The organism is Azospirillum sp. B506, assembly GCF_000333595.1.
Lineage (GTDB): Bacteria > Pseudomonadota > Alphaproteobacteria > Azospirillales > Azospirillaceae > Azospirillum.
The window spans coordinates 1-18,109 of record NZ_BADK01000508.1; the positions used below are offsets into that span (position 1 = coordinate 1).

At 69.9% G+C, this 18,109-nt stretch carries 18 protein-coding genes; 9 read left to right on the top strand and 9 right to left on the bottom strand.

Annotated elements, in window-relative coordinates:
• Positions 1-646 (bottom strand): NAD(P)H-dependent glycerol-3-phosphate dehydrogenase (locus tag I71_RS15225; protein WP_042695710.1); only part of this gene is annotated, 646 nt, incomplete at its 3' end.
• 46 nt (positions 647-692) lie between these two features.
• Positions 693-1,766: a tRNA (adenosine(37)-N6)-threonylcarbamoyltransferase complex transferase subunit TsaD gene (tsaD, locus tag I71_RS15230; RefSeq protein ID WP_042695697.1), complete on the bottom strand. Its 1,074-nt coding sequence runs from the start codon at positions 1,764-1,766 to the stop codon at positions 693-695.
• A 157-nt stretch (positions 1,767-1,923) separates the two neighbouring features.
• Between tsaD and hemC the strand changes: the two genes are divergently transcribed.
• The 4 genes from hemC to I71_RS15250 all read left to right on the top strand — a co-directional run bounded on the left by hemC (position 1,924) and on the right by I71_RS15250 (position 6,877).
• Complete coding sequence (hemC, locus tag I71_RS15235) at positions 1,924-2,862, top strand: hydroxymethylbilane synthase (RefSeq protein ID WP_042695698.1); 939 nt, start codon at positions 1,924-1,926, stop codon at positions 2,860-2,862.
• Between the two features lie 26 nt (positions 2,863-2,888).
• Positions 2,889-3,659, top strand: a complete 771-nt coding sequence (locus tag I71_RS15240) for a uroporphyrinogen-III synthase (protein ID WP_042695699.1) — start codon at positions 2,889-2,891, stop codon at positions 3,657-3,659.
• 135 nt (positions 3,660-3,794) lie between these two features.
• The gene (locus I71_RS15245; RefSeq protein ID WP_042695700.1) at positions 3,795-5,531 is read left to right on the top strand and encodes a COG4223 family protein; all 1,737 of its coding nucleotides are present in this window, start codon (positions 3,795-3,797) and stop codon (positions 5,529-5,531) included.
• Entirely contained in the window at positions 5,528-6,877 is a 1,350-nt protein-coding gene (locus I71_RS15250; RefSeq protein ID WP_042695701.1) for a heme biosynthesis protein HemY, read from the top strand. The genes I71_RS15245 and I71_RS15250 overlap by 4 nt, the downstream gene beginning before the upstream one ends.
• A gap of 239 nt (positions 6,878-7,116) precedes the next feature.
• Here the strand turns inward: I71_RS15250 and I71_RS15255 are convergent, their stop codons facing one another.
• Positions 7,117-9,057 carry a right-handed parallel beta-helix repeat-containing protein gene (locus tag I71_RS15255; RefSeq protein ID WP_042695702.1) on the bottom strand — a complete coding sequence of 647 codons (1,941 nt, stop codon included), beginning with the start codon at positions 9,055-9,057 and terminating at the stop codon, positions 7,117-7,119.
• A 247-nt stretch (positions 9,058-9,304) separates the two neighbouring features.
• Here I71_RS15255 and I71_RS15260 point away from each other — a divergent pair, with 247 nt between their 5' ends.
• Positions 9,305-10,750: a membrane protein gene (locus tag I71_RS15260; protein WP_042695703.1), complete on the top strand. Its 1,446-nt coding sequence runs from the start codon at positions 9,305-9,307 to the stop codon at positions 10,748-10,750.
• Complete coding sequence (locus I71_RS15265; protein ID WP_042695704.1) at positions 10,747-11,697, top strand: glycosyltransferase family 2 protein; 951 nt, start codon at positions 10,747-10,749, stop codon at positions 11,695-11,697. Before I71_RS15260 ends, I71_RS15265 begins: the two co-directional genes overlap by 4 nt.
• On the opposite strand, the gene I71_RS15270 is transcribed toward I71_RS15265, so the two are convergent.
• Positions 11,636-12,202 (bottom strand): MAPEG family protein, encoded by a 567-nt coding sequence (locus tag I71_RS15270; RefSeq protein ID WP_042695705.1) that lies wholly within the window; start codon positions 12,200-12,202, stop codon positions 11,636-11,638. The genes I71_RS15265 and I71_RS15270 overlap by 62 nt on opposite strands.
• A gap of 269 nt (positions 12,203-12,471) precedes the next feature.
• Here I71_RS15270 and I71_RS40585 point away from each other — a divergent pair, with 269 nt between their 5' ends.
• Positions 12,472-12,600, top strand: coding sequence for a hypothetical protein (locus tag I71_RS40585; protein ID WP_014246717.1), 129 nt, complete (start codon positions 12,472-12,474; stop codon positions 12,598-12,600).
• A gap of 36 nt (positions 12,601-12,636) precedes the next feature.
• Here the strand turns inward: I71_RS40585 and I71_RS15275 are convergent, their stop codons facing one another.
• From I71_RS15275 to I71_RS38820, 5 genes are all read right to left on the bottom strand, one after another.
• Positions 12,637-13,764, bottom strand: a complete 1,128-nt coding sequence (locus tag I71_RS15275) for an alpha/beta fold hydrolase (RefSeq protein ID WP_049976134.1) — start codon at positions 13,762-13,764, stop codon at positions 12,637-12,639.
• Between the two features lie 38 nt (positions 13,765-13,802).
• Complete coding sequence (pspC, locus tag I71_RS15280; RefSeq protein WP_042695706.1) at positions 13,803-14,204, bottom strand: envelope stress response membrane protein PspC; 402 nt, start codon at positions 14,202-14,204, stop codon at positions 13,803-13,805.
• A gap of 62 nt (positions 14,205-14,266) precedes the next feature.
• Positions 14,267-14,494, bottom strand: coding sequence for an envelope stress response membrane protein PspB (gene pspB, locus I71_RS15285; protein ID WP_042695707.1), 228 nt, complete (start codon positions 14,492-14,494; stop codon positions 14,267-14,269).
• A 103-nt stretch (positions 14,495-14,597) separates the two neighbouring features.
• Entirely contained in the window at positions 14,598-15,269 is a 672-nt protein-coding gene (pspA, locus tag I71_RS15290) for a phage shock protein PspA (RefSeq protein ID WP_042695708.1), read from the bottom strand.
• Positions 15,270-15,286: 17 nt separating this feature from the next.
• Positions 15,287-15,451 carry a hypothetical protein gene (locus tag I71_RS38820; protein ID WP_199902190.1) on the bottom strand — a complete coding sequence of 55 codons (165 nt, stop codon included), beginning with the start codon at positions 15,449-15,451 and terminating at the stop codon, positions 15,287-15,289.
• A gap of 179 nt (positions 15,452-15,630) precedes the next feature.
• Between I71_RS38820 and pspF the strand changes: the two genes are divergently transcribed.
• Together pspF and aceB are read left to right on the top strand one after the other, a co-directional pair.
• A complete protein-coding gene (gene pspF, locus I71_RS15295; RefSeq protein WP_042695712.1) occupies positions 15,631-16,671 on the top strand; it encodes a phage shock protein operon transcriptional activator in 1,041 nt (346 codons plus the stop codon).
• 91 nt (positions 16,672-16,762) lie between these two features.
• Positions 16,763-18,109 (top strand): malate synthase A (gene aceB, locus I71_RS15300; protein WP_042695709.1); only part of this gene is annotated, 1,347 nt, incomplete at its 3' end.

Sequence of the window (18,109 nt, forward strand, 5' to 3'; positions counted from 1 at the left end):
CGTTGTCGCCCAGCCGCCGTCCCTCGACCACGCCGCAGGCGATGGCCAGCACATTCTTCACCGCCCCGCCGATCTGCGAGCCGATGACATCGTCCGAGCGGTAAGGCCGGAACGTGCGGCTGCCCAGCGCCGCCACCAGCGCCGTGCCCAACTCCTGCTCCGCGCAGGCCAGCGTCACCGCCGTCGGCAGGCCGCGCGCCACCTCCGCCGCGAAGGTCGGGCCGGACAGGATCGCAACAGGATTGCCGCCGGGCAGCGAGGCGGCGACCGCCTCGCTCATCAGCGCGTGGCTGTCCAGCTCGATTCCCTTGGCACAGACGACGACCGGCGCCCCCGGCTTCAGCAGCGGCGCCATCCGTGCCGTGACGTTGCGCGCATGCTGGGCCGGCGAGACCAGCAGCACGGCGTCGCAATCGCTCAGATCCGCCAGTTCGCCGGAGACCCGCAGCGCGTCGGGCAGCGGCACGCCGGGCAGGTAGTCGCGATTCTCGCGGCGGATGCTCATCGCCTCCACCACCGCCGGCTCGCGCGCCCACAACAGCGTCTCCCGCCCGGCCCGCAGCGCCGCCAACGCCAGCGCCGTTCCCCAGGCGCCGCCACCGACAACACCGATCCGGTTGAGAGAGGGGGTGGGCACGGCACTCATGGACGTTCACTCACACTGAAAAGATCAAGGAGCATGCGCGCGGCCATCACGCCTTCACCCCCGCGCCCACGCCCGCGCGCCCGATCACCGGCGCGGCACTGGGGTCCAGCGGCCAGCGCGGACGCGGGGCGAAGTTCAGCGGGTCGCTCTCGCCCAGCCGGAAGCGCTCGATGCCGGCCCAGGCGATCATCGCCGCGTTGTCGGTGCACAGGCGCAGCGGCGGGGCGACGAAGGGCATACGCTGCTTCTCCGCCAGGATCGACAGCCGGCTGCGGATCGCCTTGTTGGCGGCGACGCCGCCGGCGACCACCAGGGCGCCGCCCTGCGGATGCTCCTCCTTGAAGCGGCGGATGGCGCGGGCGCAGCGGTCGGCCAGCACCTCCGCCACCGTCGCCTGGAAGGCGGCGGCGAGGTCGTCGCGATCCGTGTCCGACAAGACACCGCCCAACTCCTCGACATGCCGCCGCACCGCGGTCTTCAGCCCGGAGAAGGAGAAATCGCAGCCCGGACGCCCCAGCATCGGCCGCGGCAGCTCGAATCGCGCCGGGTTGGTGGCCCGTGCCGCCGCCTTCTCGACCAGCGGACCGCCGGGATAGCCCAGCCCCAGCAGCTTGGCGGTCTTGTCGAACGCCTCGCCCACCGCGTCGTCGATGGTGGTGCCGAGCCGGCGGTAGCGGCCCACACCCTCCACCGCCAGCAGCTGGCAATGGCCGCCCGACACCAGCAGCAGCAGATAGGGAAAGGCGACGTCGTCGGTCAGCCGCGCGGTCAGCGCGTGGCCTTCCAGATGGTTGACGGCGACGAAGGGCAGCCCCCGCGCGGCGGCGATGGCCTTGGCGGTCATGACGCCGACGATGACGCCGCCGATCAGCCCCGGTCCGCCGGTGGCCGCCACCGCATCGAGGTCGCCGAAGCCGATGCCGGCCTCCGCCATGGCGCGGCGGATCAGCCCGTCCAGATGTTCCAGATGGGCGCGGGCGGCGATTTCCGGGACGACGCCGCCATAGGGCGTGTGGTCGTCCAGCTGCGACAGCACCACGTCGGCGCGGATTTCGCGCGCGTCGGTGACGATTGCGGCGGCCGTCTCGTCGCAGCTCGTTTCGATTCCAAGAACGATCATGGCGCCAACCTAGCCGCCTTGGCCGTCCGGGTACAGGATGGAGTTGCGGGCGGCCCGGTACCCGCCCACGCGCCTGAAATTTGATCCGCCTCAATCTTATGTATGGTGGGCAGACGAATCCTTGCAAAGCTGCGCGGATCCCCTAGAACTCGGGCTTATGACGACCCACCCGCTCCGTATCGGGACGCGCGGCAGCCCGCTGGCGCTGGCGCAGGCCCATGAAACCCGCGACCGCCTGATCGCCGCCCATCCGCATCTCGCCGCCCCCGGCGCCATCGAGATCGTCGTCTTCAAGACCACCGGCGACCGCATCCTCGACCGCACCCTGGCGGAAGCGGGCGGCAAGGGCCTGTTCACCAAGGAGCTGGAGGAGGCGCTGTTCGACGGCCGCGCCGATCTTGCCGTCCATTCGATGAAGGACGTGCCGACCCAGCTTCCCGACGGGCTGGAGATCGCCACCCTGCTGCCGCGCGAGGATCCGCGCGATGCCTTCTTTTCCCGCTCCGGCGGCGGTCTGGCCGATCTGCCGGCCGGCGCCGTGGTCGGCACCGCCGGGCTGCGCCGTCAGGCCCAGGTGCTGGAGCTGCGCCCCGACCTGAAGATCTTCCCGCTGCGCGGCAACGTGCAGACCCGCCTGTCCAAGCTCGACGCGGGCGAGGTCGACGCCACCCTGCTGGCTCTGGCCGGCCTGCGCCGCCTCGGCCTGACCGGCCGCATCACCGCGGTGCTGGAACCGGAAACCATGCTGCCGGCGGTCGCCCAGGGCGCCATCGGCATCGAGATCCGCAGCGACGACGCCACCACCCGCGCCCTGCTGGCCCCACTGAACTGTGCCGAGACCATGGTCCGCGTCACGGCGGAGCGCGCGCTGCTCGCCGCCCTCGACGGCTCCTGCCGCACGCCCATCGCCGCGCTGGCGGTGCTGGACGGCGATGACCTGCATCTGCGGGCCAAGGTGCTGTCGCATGACGGCCGCACCATCTTCCGGGCGGAACGCCGCGGCAGAAGCGCGGACGCCGAGTCGATGGGCGCCGATGCCGGGGCCGAGATCCGGGCGCAGCTCCCGCCCGATTTCTTCGCCTCCTCCCCTCACTGACTCCCCGATCCGGCCAGGTTTTCCGCATGACGGAAAAGCAGCCCGCCTCCACCTCGCAACACACCCGTACGCGCCTGCTGGTGACACGACCGGCGGAGGATGCCGAGCCGCTGGTCCGCCGGCTGGAGGCGCTCGGCTTTGCGGTGGCGGTGGAGCCGATGCTGTCGATGGTCTGGCTCGACGGGCCGGAACCCGATCTGTCGGACGTACAAGCGCTGCTGTTCACCAGCGCGAATGGCGTACGGGCCTACACCAAACGTACGAGCCGGCGCGACCGTCCGGTGCAAGCCGTTGGGGACGCCACGGCTCGGGCGGCAAGGGCGGCCGGCTTCGCCGACGTCGACAGCGCGTCGGGCGACGTGTACGCGCTGGCCGGCCGTGTCAAGGCGCTGCGGGATCCGGCCGCCGGTACGCTTCTCCATGTGGCGGGAAGCAAGGTGGCGGGCGACCTCGCCGGCCTGCTGGGGGCGGCCGGTTTCACGCTGCGCCGCAGCGTGATGTACGATGCCGTACCCGCCCTAACCCTCTCGGGGGAGACCGCGACATTTTTGCGTACGTCCACCCTCGACGGCGTGTTGTTTTTCTCTCCCCGTACCGCCGCATCCTTTGTTAGGCTGCTGGCCGAGGCGGGGATGTTCGATTGTTGTCGTACGGTCGATACATTCTGCCTCAGCCCCGCGGTCGCGGAGGCTGCCTGTGCGTACGGCGACGGGGGAGTGGTGCCGTGGAAAAGCGTACGGGTGGCGGCGCGGCCGGAGCAGGACTCCCTGCTCGATCTGTTGCCGGTCGCCGGGTAACACCGGCGCGGTCCGGCCGTACGGCTTACACCCCCGGTGCTTCCGGGTGGGACGCTCAGCCGTACGGGGGACGAGGGGGACCGGTCAGGGGGCTGTGACGTTACAACGAACAACAGCGAACCAAAGGTACAGCCCATGACCTCTCGTCCAGGCTCCGAACGCCCCGGCACCGACCGTGACGGCGACGGCGCCAGCACCGGCAATGCGGCGGTCGACCGCATCGTCGAACGTTTCGGCGGCATCCGCCCGATGGCCAACAAGCTGGACACCCCGGTGACGACGGTGCAGGGCTGGAAGAAGCGCGGCGCGATCCCGCTGGCCCGCCATGCCGACCTGCGCACCGCCGCCGCCAAGCACCGCATCAAGCTGGACGACGCCGACCTGGACGCGGCGACCCCCAGCGAGGACCGTCAGACCGACGCTTCCGCCGCCGTCATCATTCCGCCGGTGGCCACCTCCCCGGTCAGCACAATCGACGCGGCTCCCGCGGCCGATCCGGTTCCGGCCGCCTCCCCGGCCGACAGCATTCCCGGCGCCGATACCCCGGCGGCCAGCACGACCGCCGGTGCGGTGACCGAGCTGCAATCCGCCGATGCCCTGATCCCGCCGGCCACCCCGATCGGCGCGCCCGACAGCCTGACCGACCTGCCGAAGAGCGACGCGGAGAAGCCGGCGGACGCGAAGACGGACACCGTCACGGCGGAAGGCCCGAAGGCCACCGGCTCGACCGGAAGCTGGACGCCGACCGGCAGCGCGGGTTACAGCCGCGGCGCCGATGCCGAGCCGGTGCGCCCGACCATCGCCCCGACGCCGTCCTATATCGAGGAGCCGCGCTCCGGCGGCGGCTTCGCCACCGCCCTGTCGGTCGTGGCATTGCTGGTCGGTGCCGCCGCCCTGTCGGAGCCCTGGTGGGGTCCGGCCCTGCCCGGCTGGCCGGCCACCCCGGCACCCGCCGCCTCCAGCGGCGCCTCGGCTCCAGCCGACCCGGCGCTGCGTTCACAGATCCAGCAGCTCACCGACCGCGTCGGCAAGCTGGAGGAGCGACGCGCCGTCAACATCAGCGGCAGCGAAGTCGACCTCTCCCTGCTGACCCAGCGGGTCGACGCGCTGGAGAAGCGCCCGTCCGCCGACACCGGTGCCGCCGCCAGCGCCGCGGATACCCAGAAGGCGCTGGCCGACCGCCTCGCCGCGCTGGAGCAGAAGGTCACCGCCGCCTCCGGCAACGCCCAGGCGGCGCAGGAGCTGCGCGGCGAGGTCGATGCGCTGAAGCAGCAGGTCACCAGCGTCAACCAGACCGTCAGCGAGCGGCAGGACGCTGCCACCGCCGCCCAGGCGCTGGTGCTGGCCGCCGGCCAGCTGCGCGCCGCCCTGTCGGGCGGCCAGCCGTTCCAGCAGGATCTCCAGGCGGTCCGCGCGCTCGGCATCGCCGACGCGGGCGTGACCCAGCCGCTCGATTCCGTGGCTCCCTACGCCGCCAAGGGCATCCCGACCCGCGCCCAGCTGACCGACCGCTTCCAGCCGCTGACCGGCGAGATCGTCCGGGCCGAGGTTCGCGGCGAGGGCAACAGCTGGATCGACTCTGCGGTCGGCAAGCTGTCCACCCTAGTCACCGTGCGCCGTGAAGGCGGCGGGGTGGTCGGCACCACCGCCGACGCCGTCGTCGCCCGCGCCGAAGCCGCGCTGAACGCCGGCAACCTGGCCAAGGCGGTGGAGGAGCTGTCGACCCTCCAGGGGCCGGCCGCGCAGACCGCCGCACCGTGGCTGGCCGACGCCAAGGCGCGTCTGGCCGCCGATCAGGCCGCGCGCCAGCTGAACGACCGCGCCATCGCCCTGATGACCACCGCCGCCGGCGGGAAGGGGACGGCCCAATGATCCGCGCCCTCTGGTTCCTTCTCAAGGTCACGGTGGTCATCGCCGCCGCGATCTGGCTCGCCGACCGTCCCGGCACCGTCAGCGTCCACTGGCTGGGCTATGCCGTCGAGGCACCCTTCTGGGTCGCCCTGCTGGTCGGGCTGGTGGCGCTGGGCATCGCGGCACTGGGATACCGCCTGCTGCGCGGCACGATCCGCCTGCCGCAGCGTCTGCGCCGCCACAGCCGGGCCCGCCGTCGCGAACGCGGCTATCGCGCCCTGACCCAGGGCATGGTCGCCATCGCCGCCGGTGACGCGCCGACGGCGCGCAAGATGGCGCGCAAGGCCGACGTGCTGCTGAACGAGCCGCCGCTGACCATGCTGCTGTCGGCCCAGGCCGCCCAGCTTCAGGGCGACGAGCGCGCTGCCAAGCAGTATTTCACCGCCATGCTGGAGCGGCCGGAAACCGCCTTCCTCGGGATGCGCGGGCTGCTGACCCAGGCGATCAAGTCGGGCGACCGGGTGGAGGCGCTGACCCTCGCCCGCAAGGCGCGCGGGCTCCAGCCCAACACGCCCTGGCTGCTCGGCACGCTCTATGAGCTGGAGGCGCAGGCCGGCGACTGGGCTGCCGCCGAAGGCACGCTGCAGCAGGCGATCCAGGCCGGGGCCATGCCGACCGAGGAGGGCCGCCGCCACCGCGCCGTCCTGCTGCTGGAGCGCAGCTTCGAGGCCGAACGCCGCGGCCGCGCCGATGCCGCCCTGTCGCACGCCCAGGCGGCCCACGACATGATGCCCGGCTTCGCCCCCGCCGCCGTGCGGCTGGCCCGTCTCCAGGTTGCCGCCGACCGGCTGAAGCCGGCCGCCAAGGTGGTGGAGCGGGCGTGGCGTCACGCGCCGCATCCGGAACTGGCCGACATCTACCGCACCATCGTCTCCAGCTACGATGCGCTGACCCGCGTCCGCCTGTTCCAGAAGCTGGTGCGTCAGGCACCGGATTCGGCCGAATCGCACCTCGCGGTCGCCCAGGCCGCCATCGAGGCCCAGCTGTGGGGCGAGGCGCGCCAGCACCTGAACCGCGCCATGGAGATCGGCCCGACCCGCCGCACCTACCGTCTGATGGCCGAGCTGGACCGCGGCGAGCGCCATGACGAGGAGGCGGCGAAGGACTGGCTGGCCAAGGCAGCCAACGCGCCGGAGGATCCGGTGTGGACCTGCGGCTCCTGCGGGGCGGTCAGCCACAACTGGGGCGGTCTGTGCGGCCATTGCGGCGCCTTCGACAGCCTGACCTGGAAGGCTCCGACGGTCGCCGTCCCGCTGATGGAACCGACCGACATCCCCCCGGCGCTGGCCCGTCCGGCGACCGTGTAAGGGATCGTTGACGGTGCAAGACAAGGCGCCCTTCCCCACCGGGAAGGGCGCTTTTTTCTTTTCCGGTGTTTGTCGGCTCCGCAGGTCTCCCGTCCACCGAAGCCACCCCCGTCCCCCATTCGACCGTCATTCCCGCGAAAGCGGGAATCCAGTCATTGCAAGCACTTGAGCCGGAAGCCTGGATCCCCGCCTCCCCGGGGGATGACGGCCGAGTGAGGCTCGCTCCGGTTTCTTGCCCCCTACCGCATCCCCTCCGGCCCGACGCGGTCCAGCGGCAGTTCCTTCATCGCCACCAAACGGTCCAGCAGCCGCCCCCCTGCCGGTGGAGCCGCCGCCCTGGCGGCACCGGTTATACCGGCCGCTTCCGCAACGGGAGCCGCGTTTTCCAGCCGGGTGTTGTCGATGCGGTAGTCGCCGCCGGACAGGCTGTTGACCAGCTGTTCCTTCGGCGACGGGCCGGCCACCACGTTGCCGTCGGCGACATTGCCGTGCATCCGCCCGGCCGGGCCGGCGTTGGGCACCCATTCCAGCCGCAGGAAGCGGTCCTTGCCGTCATTCATCACGGTGACATTGTCGGCAACCCGGTTGTTGTCGCCGCCATGCAGGAAGATCGCCGCCATCCCGGTGTTCTCCAGCAGGTTGCCCTGCACCGTCACGCCGCTGGTCATGTCGTCCAGATAGATGCCGAAGCCCTTGTAGCGGACCAGCCATTGGCCTTGCGCGTCGGTGGCGAGCCCGCCGGTGTCGCGGATGTCGTTGAAGCGGACGATGCTGCGGGTGTCGTTGCCGCTGCGTCCCAGCATCTCGATGGCGCCGGCGTCGGCGGTCTGGCGCGCGGTGTCGCGGATGCGGTTGAACTCGACAATGTTGTCGCTGTTCACCGTCTGCGGGTTCCAGTTCTTGATCGAGATGCCGTAGCGGGCCGAACGCCGGATGTCGTTGTGGGCGATCAGCGTGTTGCGGATGCCGGCCCCCATCACCCCGCCGCTGAAGAAGCGCACCTCGCCGATGTCGCCGATGCGGTTGGCGAGGATGCGGTTGTCGCTGCTGCCCGGCGCCAGCACCACGCCGGAGCGGCCGAGATGCTCCATCCGGTTGCCCGAAACCTCGGTGCGGCTGGCGCCGTCCAGCATCACCGCGGTGCCGACCAGGGCGAAGCGGTTGCCGGCAACCCTGGCGCCGCTGCCGCCCTTCACCAGCACGGCATTGCCGTCCCACGGCACGTCGGTGAAGGTCAGCCCCTCCACCGACACGTTGCGGGCATTGTCCAGCCGCAGCAGCACCGGCTGCCGCGCCACCACGAGGTCCGCCCCGGCGGCGTTCAGCCCGGCCGGCGGCTTGACCAGCAGGCGTCTGGCCCTGGCGTCCCAGGCGAATTCGCCCGGCCGTTTCAGGAAATCGGGATGGCCGAGCAGCCGCACGGTCGAGCCGTCGCGGTACGGATACTGCCCGTCGCCGTCGAAGCTCAGCAGCCCGCCGGGGTCGGCCGACACCACTCCCAGCAGGTCGTCGGACAGCCGTTCGCGGTCCAGCGCCTGCGCCCGCACCCCCGGCCCGGCCCAGCCGGCCTTCAGCACGCCGGGGGGAAGCCGCATCTGCCGCTTGCTCCCCTGGTTCCTGGGATCGGACTGCACCGCCTTGGCCTGGAACCAGCCGCTGCGCAGGTCGCCGGGATTGAAATCGCCGCTGCGTGCCGCATCCAGCCGCTGCCCGCCGATCGAGACGTCCAGCGCAGGATCGCGCATGAGCGGAGCCGACAGCACACCGTTCGCCATCTGCGCGCCACCGACCGCTTCGCCCCCCGACAGCACCGGCTGCTCGCCTTCCACCGCGGTCAGCCGCAGTCCGGGCAGCGACGCATCGACCACCAGCGGCGCCGTCAACCGATAGATGCCGCCATGCAACCGCACGGTGGCCGGGCCGCTTCCCTTGGCGGCGGCAAGCGCACGGGCCGGGGTGGCGAAGGGACCGTCGCGCCCGTCCGGCGACGGTTGGGACAGGCGCCCCGACCAACGGTCGTTGCCGGTGGGCGAGACATAGAAGACCGCGTCACTGGAACCGGTCTGGGCCGCCACCGCCGGCCCCCATCCGGCGGCGGCGAACAGAAACGCGGACGTCAGCAGAAGCCGAGGCAGGATTTGGGCCGCTCCACTCCGAAGACGAGGTTGGGAACGGAACATGGGAGAACCTCCTCCAATACAGCGGCGGATGCCGCCGAAGGGGGGAGACTGACCCAGGCCCGCCGGGCCGGCAAAAGCGCGAAGGGGGTGTGCGGGTGCGAAGGGGCCACGCCCTCTGCACACCTGCCCGGCCGGGACGGGACGTATAGGCTGGCTTTTCATCCCAGCCTGACCGGCCGGTCGTACCCGCTTGACCGCGGAACGCCCGTTCGGTCAGGCGGAGCCTACAACCGGGGACGGTTTGCCGATGATCGAAATGGCGCTGATCGCGCAGGTCCTGGTGCTGGTGCTGGTGACCGCGGTGTATCTCAGCTCCGGCAGCGCGTCGATGTTCCATCCGATGACGCTGTACCTGATCTTCCACACCCTGGTCTTCGTCATGCGGCCGATCCTGGTCCACACCCAGCATTTCGACGATGTCTGGCTGTTCATGGGCTTCTGGCCGGACGAGAAGCAGTTCGTCATGACGCTGGTGGTCAGTTCGGTCGGGCTGATCGCCTTTGCCGCCGCCTGCATCTGGGCCGGGCTGGTCCGGCCCGATTGGACCCCGAACGGCGAGCCGGCGCCCGCCTTCACCTTCGACCGCGTCGATATCGTCGCCTTCCTGACCACCGCGGCTCTGCTGGGGCCGCTCGCCATCTATTCTGCGGTCCAGCGTCAGGGCGGCGCCAGCTTCGACGGCACCGGCGACGTGCAGATGGAGCGCGACCCGCTGACCGGCCAGCCGATCTACACCAACACCACCGGCTACATCGCGGAGGCCCATTCGATGGGCCTGCCGCTGACGCTGGGGCTGATCTGGGTCTGCCGCTTCCACCCGCTGTCCTTCATCCCCTTCGCCGGCTTCGTCGCCTACCGCGCCTATCTCGGCTGGGGGCGCTGGGCGATCATCATGGGCATCCTCGGGCTGGTGCTGCTGATGCTGTACCGCAGCCGCACCAAATGGTTCCGGCTGTGGCATGTGCTGGCCGCCATTCCGGTGATGGGCCTGTTCACCGTGCTGGGCAACAACCGCGACGCCTTCCGCGACGTGCTGGCCGGCGACGCCCCGGCCTCCGTCCTGCTGAAGTTCAACGGCGGCAGCGGCAGCGGCCGGGCGCTCGACGCCCTGGCCGGCCAGGATTTGGCCAACTTCGACTTCCTCGCCTATATCCTGTGGGTGGTGCCGAAGCAGTCGGCGACCTACACCTGGTTCACCCAGTATCTTCAGCTCTTCACCGAACCGATCCCGCGCCTGCTGTGGCCGGGCAAGCCGGTGGGCGCGCCGGTGAAGTGGGTGGACCTCAACGACTACGGCGTCTTCTACAACCTGACCACCTCGCTGCCCGGCGACGGCTGGATGAGCGCCGGCTGGATCGGCATGGTCGTCACCATGGTGGTGGTCGGCCTGATCCTCGGCCGCCTGCATCGCTGGTTCTGGACCAGCGGGTTCCGCAACCGCTACGCCGTGCTGTTCTACTGCGCCTTCCTGCCGCTGTGCCTGCAATGGTTCCGCGACGGCAACATCACCATCGTGAAGTTCGGCTTCTTCTCGCTGCTGCCGATCCTGCTGTGGATCGCGCTAACCCGGGCGCTCCGCGCCTGGGGCATCCTCGACGACGACCCGCTGGGTCCGGTGGTGGCACCCCCCCATCTCGCAACAGGCTTTTCCGGCGGCCCACGGCCGCCTCTGGCCCGAAGGGAGCCGTCATGACGCTGACCGTCAGCGCCGTCATCGCCACCTACAACCGCGGTCCGGAGCTGCGCATCGCGCTGACCCGGCTGATGGGCCAGACCGCCCCGCCGATGGAGATCATCGTCATCGACGACGGCTCCAGCGACGGTACCGGCGCCATGATGCGGGCGGAGTTCCCCTCCGTCCGCTACGTCCGCCAGCCGCACAATGGCGGGCTGATCCTGGCCCGCAACTTCGGCTTCGTGAACACCAGCGGCGACTGCATCCTGTCGGTCGACGACGACAGCTGGTTCGAGGATCCGGACGACCTCGCCCGCTGCGTCGCCTATCTGGAGCAGAATCCGGAGGTCGCCGCCGTCGCCTGCAACATCGAGACGCGCGACGGGCTGGTCTATTTCCCCAAGGGCGCCGCTCCGTTCGATGTGCCCTGGTATGTCGGCTGCGGCCATCTGCTGCGGCGCAGCGCCGTGGAGAAGGTCGGCCTCTACATGCCCGAACTCTACCGCCAGGGGGAGGAGAAGGACCGCTGCCTGCGGCTGGTCGGCGCCGGCTATCGCGTCGTCGCTCTGCCGGACGTCATGGTCTACCACGACAAGAGCGAGAAGGGCCGCAAGCCGGGGATGGAGCGCTTCTACAACCACCGCAACGACCTGATCCGCGAGGTGGCGCGCTGCCCCTCCCCGCTGATGGCATGGCGGCTGGCACGGTCCTGGGCCGGCAACAGCTGGAAGAACCTGCGGCACGGCCCGCGCCTGACCGACCTGAAGGTGCTGCTGGCGCTGCCGCAGATCCTCCGCATCGGCCTGAAGCACCGGGCGCCGGTCAGCGTGGAAGCCTACACCCGCTGGCTGCATCTGGCGAAGACCTCGGCCCCGGCCAGCGCGCCGCCAGCGGAGAAAACGGTCAACCGGGCTGCATCCCGCCCAGTTGCAGCAGAACGGCCCAGCCCAGCACGATCAGATTGACGGTCAGCGTCATCGCCATGCCCGGTGCGCGCGCAAAGGGATGCACCAGATAGCCGGCCCAGAACAGCAGCCGTCCCAGCACGAACAGCCCGGTCGCCACCGCCGCCGCCCCCAGCGAGGGCTGCGGCAGGGTGACGACCAGGGCGGCCAGAGCCGGGACGAAGATGGCGGACTGCTCCACGCTGTTGGCCAGCACCCGCTGGGCGACGCGCTGGCCCCGCGATTCGGGGTCGTCGATCGGGTTCAGGGCGGCATGGCGCCCGCGCATCGCCATCACGCCGCCGACCATCAGGAACAGCAGGAGCGCCGGCCAGACCACCAGCCGCGCCCACAGGACCATCCGCGCGCCCGGCGCGTTGACGCCCGTTGGCGGCGCCACCACCGACAGCAGCAGGACGAACAGCAGCGCCGTCACCACGACCACCGCTCCATTCAGCAGCAGGGCGCGCAGGATGAGGGAGTTGCGCCTGTGGGCGGCGCTGTGCGGAAGGCTGCTGTCGGGCATCGGGGGTAGGGCTCCGTCAAAGGCCGGGGATTCGACAAAGGGCCGGCCCCTTCCCATCTGGAAAAGGCGGCGCCCTGTCCTTTCGTCCAATAACGGCCCAGTCCGTGATCTGGATCAAGGCTTGGACGCCGCCGCGGATGTCCCATACCGGTGTGACTTAGGGAAGACCGCAGTGGCGGAGATGTTGTCAGCCTCTCTTTTCGCTACCATGTTGTAACCATCTGCTTCACCATGTGGGTGAACGCGGGTATCTCGATGGTGGAGGGCCTATGATGGATCTCGTTCTGCTCGGTGGTGCGGTGGCGACGGCTGCGGCGTTGGCCGGTCTGATCGCCACGATGCCCACCCCGAAACCGATTCCGATCCGCATCCGCGACCGGCGCCGCCAGCGGCGCTGATCCGCTCGACCTTTTCTTGTCGCAGCGGCCGCCGGTCTAGCGCGGCGGCATCGCTGATTTGAGAAAGTCGACGACCAGTTCCGACACCTGACGGTGGATGGCCTCCCGGTTGCGGCTGTCCTCTTCATGCCCGTCGCCATCACGGCAAACCACTCCATCCCCGGGCCTTTCGGCCTCAAGCAGCGGGACGGCACCGGCCTTGCAGACGCCGAGAAAGCTGAAATGGCTGGCATCGGCGATCTCGACATGACGCGCCCTGTCACCCGGTAACAGCGCCGCCAGATGGCGCGACTCCAGTTCGGCCGGCATCTTCGGATTTCCCGGAGCGGCACCAACGACCAGGACCGGCTTGTCGATCCCGCCGAGGCTGGCCGGATCGAAGCCCTGCGCCAGCCCCAGATCGAGCGTAACCACCGCCCCCACCCGCCCGTCCGCCAACGCGGTCGTCGTCCAGGCGGTCGTCGTCCAGGCGGTCGTCGTCCGGGCGGTCGTCGTCCGGGCCTGAGAGGTGGGAGCCTGAGAAGCGGCGCCCTCGCCATCCAGCCCGCCGATTTCCGGTCCGCAAGCCGCCATCGCCGGATGAGCCTTGCATGCCGCTTCATGGCGCCACGGCTCGAACCGCCCTCCCGCAAGCGCGACGGCGGTCCATCCTCCCAGCGAATGACCGACCACCGCCGCCCGTCCGGCAATGAGCAGCCCGGACCAGCGGGGATCCTCGTTCAGCCAGTCGATGACGCGGCTGATGTCCCCCGGACGCTTCCACAACATGCTGGCCCCTGGTGGGGCCATGTCGCGGCTGGTCGATCCGGGATGGTTGGGGGCGGCGACGAGATAGCCCTGCGCCGCCAGATCGGCGGCCAGCCATTGCTGGTTGGTCCAGTTGCCGCCATAGCCGTGGGAGAGCACCACCAGCCCGTGCCGTCCCGGCTGCGGCGGGGCCCCGACCCGCAACGCCATCCCCACCATGACCGGAGTGTCGCCGACCAGCGCGGTTTCTCCCACCGCGTCCGCCGGATACCAGACCGCAACCTCAAGCGCGCGGTGCTGCTCCGTCGCGGGCAGGGACAGTTTCTGGAACCCGATGGCCGACGATCCGGCCTGGACCGGACCCGCCGGTGCCGCAACGGCCAGCGTAAGGAGCACGAGGCGGGAGAAGCGTGTCATGTCGGTATTCCATATCCCGGAAACATGCCTGGGAAAGGTCAGCGATCCAGATCGCGGATCGCGCGGTTCAGCTCGAATTCCTTCGAGGCGACATAGGCCTCCATTCCGACGATCCGCTTCTCCATGTCGCGGAAGCGCTGTGTCAGACCGGCGAGCGAGCGGTCGGGCTTGGTCGAGACCGTCCGCCAGAAGGCCTCCTCCTCGGCATCGCGATACAGCTGCGGCGGACGCACCGGCAGCACCATCAGCGCGATCACATAGGCGATCACCAGCGGCACCGAAAAGAAGAACAGGGCGACCAGCATCGCCAGCCGGACGACGCCCGGCTGCACCCCGAAGTAATCGGCGATGCCCGTGCACACCCCGCCCAGCACCCCGCGCTGCGGATCTCGGTAGAGCCGGTGCGGATTCGGCGAGTCGTAAGGGGACGCGCGGTCCATGACTCCTCCCAGGAATTGAATGACACAGCCTGAAAAAGCGCGGTTGGGCCTGTGAACAGCCATCACAGCTTGTTGCGCCAGTTCGGCGCCTCGGCATCCAGCACGCGTTCCAGCGCCTGGACGCGGGTCTCCAGCCGGTTGGAGATCTCCCACAGTTCGGCCAGCAGCCGTTCGTCCTGCGCGGACAGCCCGCGCTGCGAGCGCCACTTGGTGATGTAGTGGAAGACGATCCAGACCGGCGCCACCACCACCAGGAACAGCACCGCGAGGACGAAACCCAGGAACCCCATGGTCGTCGGGCCTTCTTATTGTCGTGAGGGGAGTGGGCGGGGCGTCACCGCCCCACCCCTGTGGCCACGTCCGACCGGTCGGCGGCCGGGGGCCGATCCGTCGTCAGCCGTTGCGGCGGGCGGCGACGCGGGCCTTCAGCGCGGCCAGATCCGCTTCGACCTTCTGGCTCGCCTCAAGCTCGGCGATCTCCTCGGTCAGGCTCTTGGTGCGGCCGACATCATAGGATTCGACGCGGCCTTCCATCTCGTCAAGGTTGCGTTCCACCTGCTCGAAGCGCGACAGGGCGTCGTTGATCCGCTCGTCGTGCAGCGCGGTGCGCAGCTTGACCCGGTTGGTCGCCGTCTGGGTGCGGGCGACCAGCGCCTTCTCGCGGGTCTTGGCGTCGGTCAGCTTGGCCTGGAGGCGGCCGATGTCCTCGTTGGCCTTGGACAGCGCCGCCTCGACCTGCACCAGCTGCGCGGTCAGCGCGTCGGCCTGTTCGACCAGCTTGGCCTTGGCCATCAGGGCGCCCTTGGCCAGATCCTCGCGGCCGGCGGTCAGCGCCACCTCGGCCTTGCGGTCCCATTCGTCACGCTCACGGTGGAGGTCGACGACGCGGCGTTCGATCTCCTTCTTCTCCGCGATGATCTTGACGGTGGAGGAGCGCACCTCGACCAGCGTGTCCTCCATCTCCTGGACGATCAGGCGGATCAGCTTCTCCGGCTCCTCGGCGCGGTCGAGCAGGGAGTTCAGGTTCGACTGCACGATGTCGGTCAGGCGCGAAAAGATGCTCATGGTCAGGGTTCCGTGAATCAGCCGAGGATGGCGCCGGCGATGATGCCGGCGAAGAAGAACAGCCAGCTTTCCGCCGGCCGGGTGGCGAGATAATTGCGCACGCGGCGGACCAGCGGACGGGCCTGCGCGGTGTTGAAGCGGTCACCGCCGTAGCGGCGGCGGAAATCGCTGAAGTCGCTCATGGATGACCTCCTTGCCATGCCACAGCTATCGCAACCGCCGTGCCAGCCGGACGGAAAGGCACCCAACCCGTTGCAACGCCTGGACATCGGTCGGTTTGACCGGACGACCGCCCCGGATTGCCGTATCGCCATATCAGCGATATCATCGCCGAATAGGCGAACTGATGGCGAAATTCGCGATGACGGCCACTCCCCCCTCCCTGCTCGGCGAATCGCCGGCCTTCCTGGCGGCGCTGGCGCATGTGTCGCGGGTGGCGCCGCTGGAGCGCCCGGTTCTGGTGATCGGCGAGCGTGGGACCGGCAAGGAGCTGATCGCCGCCCGCCTGCATTACCTGTCGCAGCGGTGGGACCGCCCCTTCGTCAAGGTGAACTGCGCCGCCCTGCCGGAGCCGCTGCTGGATTCGGAGCTGTTCGGGCATGAGGCCGGGGCCTTCACCGGCGCCACCCGCCGGCAGATCGGCCGGATCGAGCAGGCCGACGGCGGCACCCTGTTCCTCGACGAGATCGCCACCGCCTCCCCCGCCGTTCAGGAGAAGCTGCTGCGCGCCGTCGAGTATGGCGAGATCGAACGGGTCGGCGGCCGCACCGCCACCGTCGATGTCCGGGTGGTCGGCGCCACCAACGCGGATCTGCCGGCACTGGCCGCCGCCGGCCGCTTCCGCGCCGACCTGCTGGACCGTCTGGCCTTCGACGTGGTGACGTTGCCGCCGCTGCGTGCCCGTCCCGACGACATCCCGCCGCTGGCCGAGCATTTCGCGCTGGGCATGATCCGCGAGCTGCAGCGCCCGCTGTTCCCCGGCTTCACCGACGCGGCGCTGGACCGGCTGTGCGGCCATGACTGGCCCGGCAATGTGCGCGAGCTGCGCAACGCGGTGGAGCGCTCCGTCGCCGCCGCCGATCCGGACGGGCCGCTCGACCACATCGTCCTCGACCCTTTCGCATCGCCCTGGCGTCCGGCTGCCGCCCCGACAGCAAGCCGGGAGGTGGCCCGTACGGACGTGGCACCTGCCCCGGCGCAGCCCCCCGTCCGCACACCCGCCTTCGAGGGCGGCATCCTCGATCAGGTCCGCGCCTTCGAGGCGTCGATCCTGTCCGAAGCACTGGAGCGCCACCGCTTCAACCAGCGCCAGACCGCCGAGGCGCTGGGGCTCGGCTATCACCAGCTGCGCGGCATGCTGAAGAAGCACGGGCTGATCCCGCCCGCCCATCTGCGACCTTAGGCCGTCCCCGGACCATCCGTTTCCCGTGTTATACCGGATGCCCAACCGCCGGGAGAGCGGTTCGTCACGATACGGGATGGGGAGCAGCACGATGGTCACCAGCATGTCCGGTCCAGTCATTTCAGGCCTTGAAATCCGCGGTCCGATCAACCCCGGTTTCGAGGAGATCCTGACGCCGGAGGCGATGGCCTTCCTGGCGGAGCTGGAGGGGCGCTTCGGTGGCGAACGGCTGCGGCTGCTGGATGTGCGGACCAAGCGGCAGGCCCTGCTCGACCAGGGCCACAAGCCCGATTTCCTGCCGGAAACCCGCGCCATCCGCGACGCCGACTGGACCATCGCCCCGTTGCCCGTCGATCTGCTCGACCGCCGGGTCGAGATCACCGGCCCGGTCGACCGCAAGATGGTCATCAATGCGCTGAACAGCGGCGCCAGGGTCTTCATGGCCGATTACGAGGATGCCACCTGCCCGACCTGGACCAATCTGGTCGAGGGCCAGATCAACATCCGCGACGCCGTGCGCCGGTCCATCACCCACGAGGATCCCGCCAGCGGGAAGAAATACCGCCTCAGCGACAAGACCGCGGTGCTGAAGGTCCGGCCGCGCGGCTGGCATCTGGAGGAGCGCCATGTGCTGATGGACGGCGAGCCGATCTCTGGCGCGCTGTTCGACTTCGGCCTGCATGTCTTCCACAACGCCAAGGAGCTGCTGGCGCGCGGCAGCGGCCCCTATGTCTACCTGCCCAAGCTGGAAAGCCATTTCGAGGCGCGGCTGTGGCGCGAGGTCTTCCTGGTGGCGGAGGAGTATCTCCACCTGCCGCACGGCTCGATCAAGGCGACGGTGCTGATCGAGACCATCCTCGCCGCCTTCGAGATGGACGAGATCCTCTATGAGCTGCGCGAGCATTCCGCCGGCCTGAACTGCGGCCGCTGGGATTACATCTTCAGCTTCATCAAGAAGTTCCGCAAGGACCCCGCCGCCGTCATGCCCGACCGGGCTGAGGTGACGATGGCGACCCCCTTCCTGTCGGCCTACAGCCAGCTGGCGGTCAAGACCTGCCACCGCCGCGGCGCCCCGGCCATCGGCGGCATGGCCGCCTTCATCCCGGTCAAGGACAACCATGAGGCCAACGAGGTCGCCTTCTCCCGCGTGCGCGCCGACAAGGAGCGCGAGGCGTCCAACGGCCATGACGGTACCTGGGTCGCCCATCCCGGGCTGGTCCCGGTGGCGCGCGAGGTGTTCGACGCCTACATGCCGACGCCGAACCAGATCGCCCGCAAGCGCACCGACGTGACCGTCACCGCCGCCGACCTGCTGGCGGTGCCGGCCGGGCCCAAGACGGAAGCGGGCCTGCGCAAACATGTGGCGGTCGGCATCGGCTATATCGAGGCGTGGCTGCGCGGCCAGGGCTGCGTCCCGCTGTTCAACCTGATGGAGGAT